The following is a 15,967-nucleotide window of genomic DNA, read 5'->3' as shown; positions in this document are numbered from 1 at the left end:
ATCGCAGCCTCATGCGGCACTGTAAAAGCGCCAGACAACCAATTGAATAAGGATAAATATCTTCGCCCGAACCTACTGGCGGCTGCGGGGAAAGCGCTGGGCGATGGCGGAGGTGTCGACCCAGGCATGCTTGCGGATCTCGTAGACCGACCGGGACGGCAGGGCGCCGTCCGGCTCGTCGAAGCAGCCGACGGCCACACCCACCCGCTCGAGCTGCGGTCCGACCAACCAGTACACGGTGGTCCCGCACCGCGGGCAGAAGAAATTGCGCAGCCGGTTACCGCTGTCGGTCCCGCGCTCGTAGGCCTTCGGGCTTCCGGCGATCTCGACCTGCTCGGGGGTGTAGTAGTAGCCGACGCCGAAGGGCGATCCGGTCCGCCGCTGGCAGTCCTTGCAGTGACACATGGACGTGCCGTTCGGCTCGCCGGTGATGGTCAGGACGATATCCCCGCAGGCGCAGCGTGCCGTTGCCATGGCATCCTCCCGTAACGTCGGGCGGGAGGCCCGGGTCCGGGCCTCCCCTCTCCCTGAAGTTTACCGGTGCGTGCCGGGGAACATCGAGCGGAAGCTCTCGTCGTCCATCTCGGTCTTGAAGGCATGGCGCTCCTTGATCGCCTCAGCCCGCTTGGCCGGTTCGGTGGCGCTGATCCGGGCGACCAGTCCGGTCACGTTCGGATACTTCGCCGCCGCTTCCTCGCCGAGCACGAACTTGGCCATGCGTCCCCAGCCCCACAGGGCCATGTCGACGATGGTGTAGGTGTCGCCGACCATCCACGTCTTGCCCTCCAGATGGTCGTTGAGGATGCCGTAGTGGCGGTTGGCCTCGAAGTCGTAGCGCTTGATCGCGTAGTCGAGCTTCTCCGGCGCATGGTTGGCGAAGTGCACCTTCTGCCCCGAATAGGGCCCGAGGCCGGTGGCGACGAACATCAGCCAGGAGATCAGCTCGCCCCGGTTCTTGTCGCCGGCCGGCGGCAGGAACTTGCCGGTCTTCTCCGCCAGATAGAGCAGGATGCCATTGCTGTCGAAGACGGTGACATCGCCGTCGACGATGACCGGGACCTTGGCGTTCGGGTTGAGCTTCTTGAACTCCGGCAGGTGCTGCTGCCCCTTGCGGGTATCCACGGGGATCGCCTCGTACTCGAGACCGGATTCCTCCAGGAACAGCGCCACCTTCATCGGGTTCGGTGCCAGGCTGTAATAGAACTTGAGCATGCGTTGCCTCCGCTGGACACGCGACGCCGCCCCCTCGGCGGTCGCGCGTGCCGGTGAATGACTGGGCCGGCGCGAGTGTGCCGGTGCGTCGAACACTATCGCAACGCCCGCCGTCGGCCAGTCATCTGCCACGCCGCGGAACGAATGAAGCCCTTGAAACACGGGATCGTGAAAGCGCGCCAGTCGCCCGCTTGCCGATGCCAGCTCCGCTCGGCCACGATCACGAACACAACAAAACGGGAGGAACCGCATCATGGATCTGTACGAACTGCGCACCTACAAGATCGTCGTCGGCAAGCTGCAGGAGGTCCTGAAGCTCTACGAGACCGAGGGCTGGCCGGCGCTCGATCCGCACAAGGACAAGCTGGTCGGCTATTTCGTCGGCGATGTCGGCGGGATGAACGAGCTCATCCATGTCTGGAAGTACACCGACGATGCCGACCGCCGGGCACACTGGGCCTCGGTCTATGCCAACGAGAAGTTCATGGCCTTCGCCGCCAAGCTGCGGCCGAACCTGATCAGCCAGGAGAACAAGCTGATGACGGGGGCGCCGTGGGGCCCGCGACCCTGAGTGCACCCTCGCCGGTATAGAGATCCTCCTCCTCGGCCGGGCGCACCACGCGCTCGCCGAGGATGCTGGACCACAGCCAGTCGATGTCGCGGTCGGCGGCACCGCGCTGTGCCGTCAGACGGACCGGTGGAATCTCCGACCACCGGTCGCCGTCACGCTCGGCCACCTGGAACTGGAAGACGTAGTTCGGGGTCACGCCCATGCGGAGGTCCGAGACCAGGATCCGGCCGTCCGACTGCCAGACCTTGAAGAACCCCTTGGAGAAGGCCGCCAGTTCCGCCGCCTTCGGCAGATCCTCGATGCAGGCGAGCAGATCCTGTCCGCGCGGGTGGGCATAGGCGGTGACCGTCTCCTCGGTACCGAGCAGCGGGATGTACAGGTTAAGATACTGGTCGCCATCGATGGCGATGACCCGCCAGAGCAGGGTGTTGAACGGCATGGGCGTCGCCCAGGTCCGCTCCGCCTCGATTCCGAGCTCCGCCAGCACTAGATCGCCGCGCTTCTCGGCCACCTGCTGGGCGATGGCGCTCCAGCCGAGATAGGCGGTGGAGACGATCAGCGCCACGCTGACCACCCGGGCGATCCGCGGCGTCCAGGCCCGCACGCAGAGCGCCCAGACGAAGGCCACGATCAATGGGATCGTGTACAGCGGGTCGATGATGAACATGGAGCCGAGCCCCAAAGGCTCGGGCATGACCGGCCAGAAGATACGGGTCCCGTAGATCGTGATCGCGTCCAGCAGCGCATGGGTCGCGAGGCACAGATAGACCGCGAGATACGTCGCCGCCCGATGCTCCTTCAGGCCTCGGAACACCCGGACCAGCGGCTCGGCGAAGATCGGGGTGACGATCGCCTGGACGATCAGCGAATGGGACGGGCCGCGGTGCTGGACGAAATCCGTCACCGGATCGCCCAGCGGAATGAAGACGTCGAGATCCGGGACGGTGCCCAGAACCGCACCGATGATCGCCGCCTTGCGGGCCCCGGCATGGGGGCCGATCACGGCAGCGGCGACACCCGCGCCAAGCACCAGCTGAGTTACTGAATCCACGTCCCTGCCCCGGTCGGTTCACACGCAACCGGGACGATATGGGCCGGGGCCGGCGGATGGCCAGCGCGACGTGGCCATCCGCGACACTCTTACGCCGCCTTGCGCAGCCCTTCGGCGGCGGTGGCGATGGCGTCGATGGTCAGGGCCACGTCCGCCTCCGTGTGGCACAGGCCGATATAGTACTTGCTCTCCGGCTTCAGGATGCCGCTCTGGCGCAGCAGCCCGTTGAAGCGCTTCGCCATGGCGGCGTCGCCGGCGAACATGCCGCGATAGTCGTGAACGTCGCGGTCGGTGAAGACCACGTCGAACAGCGGCGGCTCGCCCACCACCTTGGCCGCCACGCCGGCCCGGCCGAGATGTTCGTCCAGCGCGGCCATGATCGTGCGGCCGGTGGCGAACATCTTGGTATAGGCGTCGTCGCGCTTCAGGATCTCCATGGTCTTCAGCCCCGCCACGGAAGCGACCGGATTGCCGCTCAGGGTGCCGACCTGGAAGGTGAAGCCCTCCTCGCCGACCTGGGCCTTGTTGAAATGGGCCATGATCTCGTCGCTGCCGGCGATGGCGGCCAACGGATAGCCGCCGCCGATCACCTTCCCCAGCGTGCAGAGATCTGGGGTGATGCCGTAATACTCCTGGGCACCGCCATAGGCGAAGCGGAAGCCGGTCACCACCTCATCGAAGATCAGCGGCACGTTGTGCTTCTTCGTCGCCTCGCGCAGGGCTTCCAGGAAGCCAGGCTTCGGTGGCAGCAGCCGTTGGAACGGCTCAACGATCACCCCGCCCAGCTCGCCGGCGTATTCGGCGATCATTCGTACCGCCAGGTCGGTGTCGTTATACGGCGCCACGATCACGTCGTCGCGCACGCCCCTGGGGATGCCGGCGCTGTCCGGCACTGCCTGCGGGAAGTTGGCAAGCTTCTTCGGCGCCAGGCTCATCAGCCCGAAATCGCTCATCCCGTGATAGCCGCCCTCGAACTTCAGGATCTTCTCGCGCTTGGAATGGGCGCGGGCCAGGCGCATGGCGTACATGTCGGCTTCGGAGCCGGAGCTCACGAACCGGACCTTGTCGGCGCAGGGGACCGCGCGGCAGATCTCCTCGGCCAGCACGATGCCCGGCTCGCTGTCGGCGAAGAAGGTGCTGCCGAGCGGAAGCTGCGCCGTCACCGCCTCGACCACCTCGGGATGGGCGTGGCCGATCACCATCGGGCCGGAGCCCAGTAGGTAGTCCACATACTCGTTGCCGCTCACGTCCCAGACCCGGGAGCCTTCGCCGCGAGCGATCACGATATCCGGGGTGAAATTGCCGAAACCGCCGGCCGGCAGCACCGCCCGCGCCCGCTCCATGAGATCCTTCTCCGCCTGACTCTTCGTCACGCCGGTCATCGCCGCCTCCATCCGTCGGAAGTCCTGGGTTTCGACTATCATTCTCCCAACACAGGCTCGCTGCATACCCGCAAACCGCCTTTGCTCGCCGCGGCGGGCGATGGACACCGCGCGCGCTCCGCGCCCATGCTGACAGACCGCGGCGGCAGACCCGCGGAGGGGGAGCTGCAGGCCGATGGAACTCTGGATACCGATCACGATCTTTGCCGCGTTCATGCAGAACGCGCGTTCGGCGCTGCAGAAGCACCTGAAGGGCCGCCTGACCACGCTCGGCGCCTCCTATGTCCGGTTCCTCTACGCCATGCCCTTCGCGCTGATCTATGCCGGCGCGGTGCACGAGGTCGGCGGCTATCCGTGGCCGACCGTGCATGCGGAGTTCCTGATCTACTGCCTGCTCGGCGGGATCTCGCAGATCCTGTTCACCGCCGTCCTGCTCTGGCTGTTCCAGTTCCGCAACTTCGCGGTCGGGACGACCTACTCCAAAACCGAAACCGTTCAGGTCGCCCTGCTCGGCTGGCTGGTGATCGGCGACGAGTTGGGCCTGGTCCCGCTGGTCGCCATCATCGTCTCCGCGGTCGGCGTGATGGCCCTGTCGGTCGGCCAGACCAAGGTCTCGGTCAGCCGCCTGTTCACCGGCCTGATCGAGAAGCCGACGCTGATCGGCCTGCTCTGTGGCGCCCTGCTGGGGTCTTCGGTGGTGTTCTTCCGCAAGGCCGCCCTCACCCTGGAGTATGACGGATTCATCATGGCCGCCGCCTTCACCCTGGCGGTCTCGGTGGTGATGCAGACGGTGATCATGGGCGTCTATCTGGCGGTCTACGAGCGACGGACGCTGATCGACGTTTTCGTGCATTGGAAGTGGTCGATGGCGGTCGGTGTGTGCGGCGTGCTCGGCTCGATCGGCTGGTTCACCGCCTTCACCCTCCAGAACGCCGCCTATGTGCGCGCGCTGGGTCAGATCGAGCTGGTCTTCACCTTCATCGCTTCGGTCTTCATCTTCCGCGAAACCACGAACCGGGCCGAGATCGTCGGTATCCTTCTGGTTGTCGCCGGAATCATCCTCCTGGTGCTCGGTCGTTAACCCGGATTAAAGCGGCCATCTTCACAGTCCATTAACGAGAGTCGTGGTCTCCTTCGCTCCGCGTGGGACGAGGTGAACCTGGGACACGGTGCCCAAGGATGGACTGGGAATGCGGATGACGCCGGACGGCAGCAACTCAAAGGGGGAACCTCAGCGTCCCTCGCGGCTTTCCGCCGTGGAAGACAAGCTGTCGCGCGCGCTCGAGACGATCGAGGCGCAGCGCCGCCAGCTGTCGACCGTTTTCAACGCCGTCAACGACGCGATCGTGGTGGTCGACGAGCGCGGCATCATCGAGACCGTGAACGACGCCGCCTGCAAGATGTTCGGTCGGCCGAGTTTCGAGCTTGTCCACCATTCGGTGAACAAGCTCATGCCGGAATCGGTGGCCATCAACCACGACCAGTATCTGCGCGCGTCCCGGCCGCATTCGCGATCGGCCTTCGGGCTGCCCCGCACCCTGGCCGCGGTGCATGCCAACGGACGGCAGTTTCCGGTCTCGATCACCCTGTCCGAGATCCCGCGCTCGGTCGACGAGCCGCGCCGGTTCGTCGCCACCATCCGCGATATGACCCACGAGCGGGCCCGCGAGGACCGCATCCGCTTCCTCGCCTTCCACGACGAGGCGACGAAGCTGCCGAACCGGCACGGCATCTTCAGCTATCTGGAATCCTATTTCGCGGCGCCCAATCCGCCGCCGATGATGTTCGTGCACATCTCGCTGAACAACACCAGCCAGCTCACCGCCTGCTTCGGCATCGAGGAATTCGAACAGCTCGTCGTCGCGTTCTCCCAGCGCCTGAAGCGGGTGTTCGGGACGGCGGTGCTGATCGGCCGCGGCTTCGGCAACACCTTCCACGTGGTCATGCCGTTGGAGGAGAGCGACAGCCTGCAGGCCAAGCTGGTCTCCGTGGTCGCCGAACCGATCGAGATTCAGGATATCGCGGTCGTGGTCGATGTCTGCGCCGGCACCGTCGCCATGCCGGACCAGGCCGGCAGCCCGCGCGAGGCGATGCACCGGGCGGCCGCCACGCTGATGGAGGTCAAGACCACCATCCCGCAGCCCGGCCTGCCGCGCATGCACGCCTACATGCCGAGCATCATCGACCAGATGAGCCGGCGCACCCGCCTGGTCCACAACATCAACCGTGCGATCGAAGGCCAGGAATTCAGCGTCTATCTGCAGCCCAAGGTGGACATCACCGACGGGAGTTGGGTCGGCGCCGAGGCGCTCGCCCGCTGGACCCAGCCCGACGGGTCGATGATCTCTCCCGGCGAATTCATTCCGCTGGCCGAGCAAGCCGGGTTGGTGACGGCCCTGAACCGGCACATGCTGTCGCAGACCCTGCGGTCACTGGCCGACAGCGACTGGTCGCGGACCGCTCCCCTGGCGGTGAACATCTCCGCCCAGGACCTCAGCACCGCCAACTTCGCCGAGATGATCGCCGAACTGCTCGAGGAGACCGGGGTCGCGCCCTGCGCGCTGGAACTGGAGCTGACCGAGCGTGACATGGCCCGGGGCAGCGACACCATCCGTTCGTCCCTCGACCAGCTCCGCGCGATGGGCGTCGCCATCGCCATGGACGATTTCGGTACCGGCTACTCCTCGCTGGCGGCCCTGGTCGACCTGCCGGTGGACATCCTGAAGATCGACCGGCAGTTCCTGCGCCGGATCGAGGACCGGGAGAGCGACCGCCGTCTGCTGAAGACCTTGGTCACCCTCGTCCAGGATCTCGGCCGCAAGATCGTCGTGGAAGGCATTGAGACCGAAGGACAGGCGGAATTCCTGCGCAGTCTCGGCGTCCGCTTCGCCCAGGGGTTCCTCTATGCCAAGCCGGCCCCGGCGATCGCCGTCCTGAACGATCCTCGGCGCCCCCGCCAGTAGGATCCGGCTAAGCGGGTGCCGGCCGGAAACCGTGCCCGTTGCGGGAGCACCAGTTCGACAGCAGCGAGGCCACGGTGCGGATCGGGTTGCCCGGCTCGTTATCCTCGCTGCGGATGACCGCCGACCAGGACGACACCACACCGTCATGGCTGATGCGGGCGGCCCTGATCCGGCCGGCCCGCACCGCTGTCTCCACCGCCCAGCCGGCCAGCACGCTGGTCCCCTGCCCGGCCGCGACCAGTTCCACGATCACCTCCGGCAGCTCGACGGTCACCGACCGGCTCTTGGCGCTGTCCCCGTTGCGCAGCATCTGGCCGACCTCGCCGTCGGTGCCGGGGGTCTTGCTATAGGTGATCAGATCCTCGGCCGCGAGTTCGGAGACCTCAACATAGTCGCGCCCGGCCAACGCGTGCCCGGGCGGCATGATGAAGAGCTGATGATCGTCAAACAGCGGAACGGCGGTGGCTCCCGGCCGGGCGATTTCCCCGCTCATGATCGCCAGATCGACGTGCCGGTTGGACAGGCTCTGCATCGGCTCCCGGCTGGCGCCGGCCATCACCTGGATGTCGATATCGGGAGCCGCGTTCTGCAGGAAGCTCAGGAAGCCCGGCAGCCAGTGATACGAGCTGTAGGCCTCGATCGCGATCCGCACCACATGAACCACGCCCCGGCTGGTGCGCCAGACATCCTCCTCGGCGCGCTCCATGTCGGCCAGCACCCGTTCCGCCACATGGGCCAGATGCTCGGCCGCCGGGGTCATCCGGAGTCGCTTGTGCAGGCGGGTATACAGGGTGACGTCCAGGCGCCGCTCCGCCTCGCGGATCCGATGCGACAGGGCCGACGGTGTCAGGCCAAGCTTCTCCGCCGCCTCGGTAACCCGGCCGGTCTCGGCGATCGCCTGAATCATCTGGAGATGACGAATTTCAAGTCTCGGAGCCATCTGACGATTGTATGCTGAGCTACTTTCATTGAAAACGCCAAAACCTCCAACAAGCATTCACAAATACCGTTCGTCAGGGCTTTCCGACAACTTCTGATGGCGCGACTTTCAACATACCGCGTCATACCCAAGTTCCCGTTTGATCAGGTCCGACCGAACCCGACCATCGGATTTGCAGGTCGGATCGGTTTTCCACTTTAGGCGTAGGGGTTTGCGGCAGGCAGTGGTTCGAGTGCGGCCGGTGACAGGGCTGCAGATCGCCGCCCTCCGGTTCATGTTTTTTCCCGTTCCACGCGCACCGGAAAGCATCGACCAGCTCCGCAGGAAGCCAACGATTTCGGCAAACGGGTGGCTTAAAAGCCTTGAATCAGCGTCCTTCCCGACTCCGGACTCTGCAACCTTTCCCAAACGGAGTCCGGCCGAAGATCGGGCCGACCCGCTCAACTTGCCAGAGGCCGCCCCCGGCCCTTCGTCTCTGCCGTGCCGACCGCGCTCTCAACCCCAGACAGGACCGTTTGCGCCGACCCGCTTTTCCGCCAACATGGCGACGGGAGCCGCAGGACGTCGCCGGGCCCAGTCATCGAGGGGGGATAGATGTCGACCGATCCGCTGCTGCAGCCCTACCAACTCAAGCACCTCACCTTGCGCAACCGGCTGATGTCGACGGCGCACGAGCCCTCCTATTCCGAGGACGGCATGCCGACCGAACGGTACCGGCTGTACCACACGGAGAAGGCGAAGGGAGGAATCGCGCTCACCATGACCGCCGGCTCCGCCGTGGTCAGCGCCGACAGCCCGGCCGCCTTCGGCAATCTCTATGCCTATAAGGACGAGATCGTGCCCTGGCTGCGCGAGATGAGCGACGCCTGCCACGAGCACGGTTCGGCGATCATGATGCAGATCACCCATCTGGGCCGGCGCACCAACTGGAACCATTCCGATTGGCTGCCGGTGCTCGCGCCTTCGCCAGTCCGCGAGCCGGCCCACCGCGCCTTCCCCAAGGAGGCGGAGGATTGGGATCTCGACCGCATCGTGCAGGACTACGCCGACGCGACCGAACGGATGCAGGCCGGCGGTCTCGACGGCATCGAGATCGAGGCCTATGGCCATTTCCTCGACGGGTTCTGGTCGCCGGCCACCAACCATCGCACCGACGCGTACAACGGCTCGCTCGACAACCGGCTGCGCTTCACCTGGCGGGTTCTCGACGCCATGCGCGAACGGGTCGGCCCCGATTTCCTGATCGGCCTGCGGATGGTCGCCGACGAGAATTGGGACAAGGGCCTGTCGCGCGAGGAAGGCGTGGAGATCGCCCGGCGGCTCGCCACCTGCGGCAAGGTCGATTTCCTCAATCTGATACGCGGCCATATCGACAGCGATGCAGCCCTCTCCGACGTCATTCCCATCCAGGGTGCGCCGGCCGCCCCCCATCTCGACTTCTGCGGGGAGATTCGGGAGGAGACGAAGTTTCCGATCTTCCATGCCGCCAGGATCAGCGACGTGGCCACCGCCCGCCACGCCATCGCCGAGGGCAAGCTCGACATGGTCGGCATGACCCGGCCGCACATCGCCGACCCGCATATCGCCAACAAGGTCGCCGCCGGCCGCGAGGCCGATATCCGCCCCTGCGTCGGCGCCACCTACTGCCTCGACCGGATCTACGAGGGCCACGAGGCCCTGTGCATCCACAACCCGGCCACCGGGCGGGAACGCACCATTCCCCACGTCATTTCACGCAGCGACGGACCGGCCAGGAAGGTCGTGATCGTCGGCGCCGGCCCGGCCGGGCTTGAGGCGGCCCGGGTCGCCGGCGAGCGTGGCCACAAGGTCGTGCTGTTCGAGGCGGCCGACAAGCCGGGCGGCCAGGTCCGGCTCGCCGCCCGGGTGCCGCGCCGACGCGAGCTGATCGGCATCATCGACTGGCGCGCCGAGCAATGCGCCAAGCTGGGCGTCGACATGCGGTTCAACACCTATGCCGAGGCCGCCGACGTGCTGGCGGAGGCGCCGGACGTGGTCCTTGTCGCCACCGGCGGCCTGCCGAACACCGACATCGTCGAGGGGGCGGACCTGGTGGTGAGTTCCTGGGACATCCTGTCCGGCGACGTGAAGCCGGGCGAGAACGTGCTGATCTACGACGACAACGCCGCCCATCAGGGCCTCTCTGCCGGCGAGATCATCGCCAATGGCGGCGCCCGGCTCGAGATCGTCACGCCCGAGCGGTTCTTCGCGGTCGATATCGGCGGGCTGAACCACGTCGCCTATGCCCGGGCCTTCGACCGGGCCGGCACCCGGATCACCATCAACAAGCGGGTCCTGGCGGTTCGCCGCTCCGGTAATGGGCTGATCGCGCAGATCGGCTCGGACTACTCGGAGCGGGTGGAGGAACGCGAGGTCGACCAGGTGGTGGTCGAGCACGGCACTCTGCCCCTGGACGAGGTGTATTTCGCCCTGAAGCCGGACAGCCGCAACGGCGGCGAGATGGACTATGGCGCCCTGATCGCCGGCCGGCCGCAGACCGTGGTGCGCAATCCGGACGGCGCCTTCCAGCTCTTCCGCATCGGCGACGCGGTTGCCTCGCGCAACATCCACGCCGCGATCTACGACGCGATCCGGCTGGTGAAGGATTTTTGATCCTTCCACACGCCCAGCCTCAACCGTCATCCCGGCGAACGCCGGGCTCGACCCGGCGGTCGGCCGGGACCTAATTGAGACATCTGAACCGGGTCCCGGCCCGCCCCCGGATCAATCCCGGATTAAATCCGGGACTGGGTCGTCCGGGATGACGGAGGCAGGAAACAAGTTGAGACCTAGGCCGCGTGGACAAAATTTGTAGTCGGCTGATGTCGCCGATTACGACTGCAACTGCATATCGGAAGGGGGGTCGATTTCGTATATCCCGCGCGCTGCCTTGATGCTGATAGTTGAAGATACGGGCCGGACATCCAGCAATTCCCATGCCAGCCACCCCTCCTCGAAATAGCTGCCGCAGGCGGCTGCCAAATCTTCAGGCACGAATGGACGAAAAGCGCCGACGCGAACGATAGCGACGGCTTTGCCTTCATCGTCTTCGTCTCCTTCTGTCCGAAGGAACCGGCCGTTCTCGACGATCAAAAGGTCTTCATCGACGCCTATGGTGGGTTTCCAACGCCGCACTTCCAAGGTTTTTTCACCGGACGCGATCCGCCTCCCGCCGGGGGCTACAATCGATAGCGCTTTCATGCTTTCGATTTTCTACGGTCTTTACCCTGCAGCAACCGGGAATTATTTGTTAGCGATGACCGCTCACAGAACTATTTGACGACCAGCTCGCGAACAGCTTCCTCAGCATGGTCCATCTGGCAACCGCCAGATACTGGGTCGAATTTGTCCACGCGGCCTAGGGAATCGGGCCTGATCGGGAGGGCCTGTCGAAGGGCCGACCTTGGCCATCCTCACACGGTCCGTGTACCATGCTGCGCTGCGGCGAAGATCCGTCGCGGCCTGTTGGCGCCATGGAAATCTGCGGCGCGGTCCCTAGGTTGAGAAGAACAGCAAGGAATGGAGTGCCGCATGGCCGCGACCGAAGCCGGAACCGATCCGGCGGCCGCCCCACACGATATGGATTTCGACGTCTTCGTCATCGGCGGTGGCGTCAATGGCTGCGGGGTCGCCCGCGACGCGGTCGGCCGCGGCTACTCGGTGGCGCTGGCCGAGATGAACGACCTCGCCTCCGGCACCTCCTCCTGGTCCACCAAGCTGATCCATGGCGGCCTGCGCTATCTGGAGCATTATGAGTTCCGCCTGGTGCGCGAGGCGCTGATCGAGCGCGAGGTGCTGTGGGGCAACGCGCCGCACATTATCTGGCCGCTGCGCTTCGTGCTGCCGCACCACAAGGGCCTGCGCCCCGCCTGGCTGCTGCGTCTCGGGCTGTTCCTGTACGACAATCTCGGCGGACGCAGGCATCTGCCCCCGACCCGCGTGGTCGATCTCACCACCGACGAGGTCGGCCGGCCGCTGAAATCCGAGTTCACCAAAGGCTTCGAGTATTCCGACTGCGCCGTCGACGATGCCCGCCTGGTCGTGCTGAACGCGCGGGACGCCGCAGACCGCGGCGTCGATGTGCGGACGCGCACCGAGGTGACCTCCCTCAAGCGCGACGGCGGGCGCTGGAGCATCGTGCTGCGCGACACAATCACCGGCGGCCAGTCCACGGTGACGGCGCGCGTGGTCGTGAACGCCGCCGGCCCCTGGGTCGACACGGTGCTGAACCGGGCGGCCGGCAAGAACGACACCCACAATGTCCGCCTGGTCCAGGGCAGCCATATCGTCGTGCCGAAGCTCTACGAGCACGACCGCTGCTACATCTTCCAGAACGCCGACGACCGGATCTTCTTCGCCATCCCCTATCAGCGCGACTACACGCTGATCGGCACCACCGACCGCGACTGGAAGGATGATCCGGCCAAGGTGACGATTTCCGACGAGGAGATCGCCTATCTCTGCAAGGGCGCCAGCGACTATTTCGAGCAGGACATCTCACCCGACGACATCGTGTGGACCTTCTCCGGCGTGCGCCCGCTCTATGACGACGGCGCATCGGAGGCCCAGGTCGCCACCCGCGACTACGTGCTGCGCACCGACGGCAAGGGCAAGGACGGGCTGCTGATCAACATCTTCGGCGGCAAGATCACCACCTATCGCAAGCTCGCGGAAGCCGTGGTCGAGAAGATCGAGGACGCGATCGGCAAGCGCGGCGAGGCCTGGACCCGCGGCGCCACCCTGCCCGGTGGCGACTTCCCGATCGGTGGCTTCTCCAACCTCGTGGGCGACCTGATCCGCGACTATCCGTTCCTCACCGAGCCCCACGCCCACCGCCTGATCCGGCAATACGGCACCCGGGCCCGCCGATTCCTCGGCGACGCGACCTCCCCGGCCGATCTGGGCAAGCATTTCGGCGACACGCTCTATGCCGCCGAGGTCGCCTACCTGATCGAGAACGAATGGGCCATCAACGCCGAGGACGTGCTGTGGCGCCGCTCCAAGCTCGGGCTGAAGTTCGACGACGCGGGGACCAGGGCGCTGGAGGACTGGATTAGCGCTCGCTCCCGCCGGGCCGAAGCGGCAGAGTAGGTTTAAGGTTAACGCCCCATCCGGGGATCACCCGGCCGACCGAGCCGGGGAGCAGAAGAACAGCACCGCAGGGAGGCCGTATGTCCGGCTACGTTCTCGCCATCGACCAGGGGACGACCTCGTCCCGCGCCATCGTCTTTGACGGACAGTTCAGCATCAAGGGTGTGGGCCAGCAGGAATTCGACCAGCACTTCCCCCGCTCCGGCTGGGTCGAGCACGAGGCCTCGGACCTGTGGCGCACCACCGAAGCGACCGTGCGCATCGCGCTGGCCGATGCCGGGCTGTCGGCCCGCGACATCGCCGCCATCGGCATCACCAACCAGCGCGAGACGGTCGTGCTCTGGGACCGGGAGACCGGCGAGGCCGTGCATCGCGCCATCGTCTGGCAGGACCGACGCACCGCCGAGATGTGCTCGCGTCTGAAGGCCGACGGCAACGAGGCCATGGTCACCGAGAAGACCGGCCTGCTGCTCGACCCGTATTTCTCCGGCACCAAGCTCGCCTGGTTGCTCGACACGGTGGACGGCGCCCGCGCGAAGGCCGAGGCCGGGAAGCTCGCCTTCGGCACCGTCGACAGCTTCCTCATCTGGCACCTGACCGGTGGCAAGCGCCACGTCACCGACGCGACCAATGCGGCCCGCACCCTGCTCTACAACATCCGGGAGGGTCGCTGGGACGAGGACATCCTGAAGCTGCTCAACATCCCCGAGAGCCTGCTTCCGGAGGTGCTGGACAGTGCCGCCGAGTTCGGCACCACTGAGCCGTCCCTGTTCGGCGCCGCCATCCCGATCCTGGGCGTGGCCGGCGACCAGCAGGCGGCGACGGTCGGCCAGGCCTGTTTCGAGCCGGGCATGGTGAAGTCCACCTACGGCACCGGCTGCTTCGCCCTGCTCAACACCGGCAGCGATCCGGTGCTGTCGAAGAACCGGCTGCTCACCACCATCGCCTACCAGCTCGACGGCAAGGTCACCTATGCCCTGGAAGGGTCCATTTTCGTCGCCGGGGCGGCGATCCAGTGGTTGCGCGACGGGCTCGGCGTGATCGACCGGGCCGACCAGACGGCGAAGATGGCGGCGGAGGCCGATCCGGAACAGGCGGTGTATCTGGTCCCCGCCTTCACCGGCCTCGGCGCGCCCCATTGGGATCCGGAAGCGCGCGGCACCATGTTCGGCCTGACCCGCGGCACCGGTCCCAAGGAGTTCGCCCGTGCGGCGCTGGACAGTGTGTGCTTCCAGACTGCGGACCTGATTGACGCCATGCACGCGGACTGGTCCGATGGCGGCGACGTGGTTCTGCGGGTGGATGGCGGCATGGTGGCGAACGACTGGCTGATGCAGCGGCTGACCGACATCCTCGCCGCCCAGGTCGACCGGCCGATGGTGCTCGAGACGACGGCCCTTGGAGCCGCCTGGCTGGCCGGACAGAAGGCGGGCGTGTGGCCCGACATGGCGGGCTTCGCCAAGCAGTGGAAACGCGACCGCCGGTTCGAGCCCTCCATGGCGCAGGACGAACGCAAGCGGCTGCTGGCCGGCTGGCGCGACGCGGTGAAACGGACGCTCACCACATGAACGACGCGCTCGCCGATATACGCGGGATCCTCGGCAATCTCATCGCGTTCCCGACCGTATCGGCCGAGAGCAACCTGAATCTGATCGACCATTGCGCCCAGCGGTTGGAGAGCCTCGGCGCCGATGTGGCGATCACCACGGACGACACTGGCCTGAAGGCCAACCTCTTCGCCACCATCGGGCCGAAGGTCGATGGCGGCATCGTGCTCTCCGGCCATACCGACGTGGTGCCGGTGGAAGGCCAGGCCTGGAGCACCGACCCGTTCCGGGCCGAGGAACGCGACGGCCTGATCCTCGGCCGGGGCGCCTGCGACATGAAAGGGTTCCTCGCCACGGCCCTCGCGCTTGCCCCGCGCTTCGCGGCGGCGAACCTGGCCCGCCCGCTGCACCTCGCCTTCACCTATGACGAGGAGACCGGCTGCTTCGGCGCCCCCCGGCTGATCCAGGGCATCGCCGAGAGCGGGTTGAAGCCGCGGATCTGCATCGTCGGCGAGCCGACCGAGATGCGGATCATCGAAGGGCATAAGGGTACCTATGAATACACCACCGAGTTCACCGGGCTGGAGGGCCATGCCTCCAACCCGGACGCCGGCATCAATGCGGTGGAGTTCGCTGCCCGCTTCATCGCCAAGCTGCTGGAGACCGCCGAGGTCATGCGCCACCGCGCACCCGCCGACAGCCGGTTCGATCCGCCCCACACGACCCTGCAATGCGGCGTGATCCACGGCGGCATCGCCCGCAACGTCATACCGCGCTATTGCTCGCTGGAATGGGAGATGCGGCCGGTGAACAAGGCCGATGCCGACCTGGCCAAGGAGATTCTTCGCGACTATGTCGACCGCGAACTATTGCCCCGCATGCACGCGATCGACCTGAACGCCGGAATCGTCACCCACACGATCGGCGAGATCGAAGGGCTGGAGCCGATGCTGGACAGCGAGGCGGTCGCCCTCGTCTCGGAGCTGACCGGCGCCAATGCGGCAGAGGTGGTGGCCTTCGGAACGGAGGCCGGGCTGTTCCAGGCGGCCGGGATCCACACGGTGGTCTGCGGCCCGGGCAGCATCGCCCAAGCCCACAAGCCCGACGAGTTCGTCAGCATCGACCAGCTCGCCCAATGCGCCACGATGATCGAACGGCTGCTGCCGAAATTGGCGGCTTGAAATCAGCCGGT

General features: G+C 66.2%; 13 protein-coding genes. 7 read left to right on the top strand and 6 right to left on the bottom strand.

Features of this window, described 5'->3' with window-relative positions:
* Positions 1-72 precede the first annotated feature (72 nt).
* Together ACOQOP_RS05700 and ACOQOP_RS05695 are read right to left on the bottom strand one after the other, a co-directional pair.
* A complete protein-coding gene (locus tag ACOQOP_RS05700) occupies positions 73-474 on the bottom strand; it encodes a GFA family protein (RefSeq protein ID WP_420565358.1) in 402 nt (133 codons plus the stop codon).
* A 60-nt stretch (positions 475-534) separates the two neighbouring features.
* On the bottom strand, positions 535-1,212 hold the full coding sequence (locus ACOQOP_RS05695; protein ID WP_420565357.1) for a glutathione S-transferase family protein: 678 nt from the start codon (positions 1,210-1,212) through the stop codon (positions 535-537).
* A gap of 253 nt (positions 1,213-1,465) precedes the next feature.
* Between ACOQOP_RS05695 and ACOQOP_RS05690 the strand changes: the two genes are divergently transcribed.
* The gene (locus ACOQOP_RS05690; protein WP_420565356.1) at positions 1,466-1,783 is read left to right on the top strand and encodes an NIPSNAP family protein; all 318 of its coding nucleotides are present in this window, start codon (positions 1,466-1,468) and stop codon (positions 1,781-1,783) included.
* Here ACOQOP_RS05690 and ACOQOP_RS05685 read toward each other — a convergent pair.
* The gene (locus tag ACOQOP_RS05685; RefSeq protein WP_420565355.1) at positions 1,731-2,834 is read right to left on the bottom strand and encodes a metal-dependent hydrolase; all 1,104 of its coding nucleotides are present in this window, start codon (positions 2,832-2,834) and stop codon (positions 1,731-1,733) included. The genes ACOQOP_RS05690 and ACOQOP_RS05685 overlap by 53 nt on opposite strands.
* A gap of 89 nt (positions 2,835-2,923) precedes the next feature.
* Positions 2,924-4,258 (bottom strand): aspartate aminotransferase family protein, encoded by a 1,335-nt coding sequence (locus tag ACOQOP_RS05680; RefSeq protein WP_420565354.1) that lies wholly within the window; start codon positions 4,256-4,258, stop codon positions 2,924-2,926.
* Positions 4,259-4,391: 133 nt separating this feature from the next.
* Between ACOQOP_RS05680 and ACOQOP_RS05675 the strand changes: the two genes are divergently transcribed.
* Both ACOQOP_RS05675 and ACOQOP_RS05670 read left to right on the top strand, forming a co-directional pair.
* Positions 4,392-5,297: an EamA family transporter gene (locus ACOQOP_RS05675; protein ID WP_420565353.1), complete on the top strand. Its 906-nt coding sequence runs from the start codon at positions 4,392-4,394 to the stop codon at positions 5,295-5,297.
* Positions 5,298-5,406: 109 nt separating this feature from the next.
* Positions 5,407-7,179: a putative bifunctional diguanylate cyclase/phosphodiesterase gene (locus ACOQOP_RS05670; protein ID WP_420565352.1), complete on the top strand. Its 1,773-nt coding sequence runs from the start codon at positions 5,407-5,409 to the stop codon at positions 7,177-7,179.
* A gap of 7 nt (positions 7,180-7,186) precedes the next feature.
* On the opposite strand, the gene ACOQOP_RS05665 is transcribed toward ACOQOP_RS05670, so the two are convergent.
* Positions 7,187-8,086 (bottom strand): LysR family transcriptional regulator, encoded by a 900-nt coding sequence (locus tag ACOQOP_RS05665; RefSeq protein WP_420565351.1) that lies wholly within the window; start codon positions 8,084-8,086, stop codon positions 7,187-7,189.
* 627 nt (positions 8,087-8,713) lie between these two features.
* Between ACOQOP_RS05665 and ACOQOP_RS05660 the strand changes: the two genes are divergently transcribed.
* A complete protein-coding gene (locus tag ACOQOP_RS05660; protein ID WP_420565350.1) occupies positions 8,714-10,750 on the top strand; it encodes an FAD-dependent oxidoreductase in 2,037 nt (678 codons plus the stop codon).
* 219 nt (positions 10,751-10,969) lie between these two features.
* Here ACOQOP_RS05660 and ACOQOP_RS05655 read toward each other — a convergent pair whose 3' ends face one another.
* Positions 10,970-11,338 (bottom strand): ASCH domain-containing protein, encoded by a 369-nt coding sequence (locus ACOQOP_RS05655; protein WP_420565349.1) that lies wholly within the window; start codon positions 11,336-11,338, stop codon positions 10,970-10,972.
* A 330-nt stretch (positions 11,339-11,668) separates the two neighbouring features.
* Here ACOQOP_RS05655 and glpD point away from each other — a divergent pair, with 330 nt between their 5' ends.
* The 3 genes from glpD to argE all read left to right on the top strand — a co-directional run bounded on the left by glpD (position 11,669) and on the right by argE (position 15,956).
* Entirely contained in the window at positions 11,669-13,228 is a 1,560-nt protein-coding gene (gene glpD / locus ACOQOP_RS05650; protein ID WP_420565348.1) for a glycerol-3-phosphate dehydrogenase, read from the top strand.
* 80 nt (positions 13,229-13,308) lie between these two features.
* Positions 13,309-14,796 carry a glycerol kinase GlpK gene (glpK, locus tag ACOQOP_RS05645; RefSeq protein ID WP_420565347.1) on the top strand — a complete coding sequence of 496 codons (1,488 nt, stop codon included), beginning with the start codon at positions 13,309-13,311 and terminating at the stop codon, positions 14,794-14,796.
* The gene (gene argE / locus ACOQOP_RS05640; protein WP_420565346.1) at positions 14,793-15,956 is read left to right on the top strand and encodes an acetylornithine deacetylase; all 1,164 of its coding nucleotides are present in this window, start codon (positions 14,793-14,795) and stop codon (positions 15,954-15,956) included. The genes glpK and argE overlap by 4 nt, the downstream gene beginning before the upstream one ends.
* Positions 15,957-15,967 lie beyond the last annotated feature (11 nt).

The sequence above is a fragment of the Thalassobaculum sp. genome (genome assembly GCF_965223715.1).
In the GTDB taxonomy this organism is placed as follows: domain Bacteria; phylum Pseudomonadota; class Alphaproteobacteria; order Thalassobaculales; family Thalassobaculaceae; genus Thalassobaculum.
This window is presented reverse-complemented; position numbering and strand designations above follow the sequence as displayed.

Coding starts and splice junctions, on each gene's coding strand:
- ACOQOP_RS05655 (WP_420565349.1), bottom strand. CDS start 11,338: ATGAAAGCGCTATCGATTGTAGCCCCCGGCGGGAGGCGGATCGCGTCC.
- ACOQOP_RS05665 (WP_420565351.1), bottom strand. CDS start 8,086: ATGATTCAGGCGATCGCCGAGACCGGCCGGGTTACCGAGGCGGCGGAG.
- ACOQOP_RS05670 (WP_420565352.1), top strand. CDS start 5,407: ATGCGGATGACGCCGGACGGCAGCAACTCAAAGGGGGAACCTCAGCGT.
- ACOQOP_RS05690 (WP_420565356.1), top strand. CDS start 1,466: ATGGATCTGTACGAACTGCGCACCTACAAGATCGTCGTCGGCAAGCTG.
- ACOQOP_RS05675 (WP_420565353.1), top strand. CDS start 4,392: ATGGAACTCTGGATACCGATCACGATCTTTGCCGCGTTCATGCAGAAC.
- ACOQOP_RS05695 (WP_420565357.1), bottom strand. CDS start 1,212: ATGCTCAAGTTCTATTACAGCCTGGCACCGAACCCGATGAAGGTGGCG.
- ACOQOP_RS05680 (WP_420565354.1), bottom strand. CDS start 4,258: ATGATAGTCGAAACCCAGGACTTCCGACGGATGGAGGCGGCGATGACC.
- ACOQOP_RS05700 (WP_420565358.1), bottom strand. CDS start 474: ATGGCAACGGCACGCTGCGCCTGCGGGGATATCGTCCTGACCATCACC.
- glpK (WP_420565347.1), top strand. CDS start 13,309: ATGTCCGGCTACGTTCTCGCCATCGACCAGGGGACGACCTCGTCCCGC.
- glpD (WP_420565348.1), top strand. CDS start 11,669: ATGGCCGCGACCGAAGCCGGAACCGATCCGGCGGCCGCCCCACACGAT.
- ACOQOP_RS05660 (WP_420565350.1), top strand. CDS start 8,714: ATGTCGACCGATCCGCTGCTGCAGCCCTACCAACTCAAGCACCTCACC.
- argE (WP_420565346.1), top strand. CDS start 14,793: ATGAACGACGCGCTCGCCGATATACGCGGGATCCTCGGCAATCTCATC.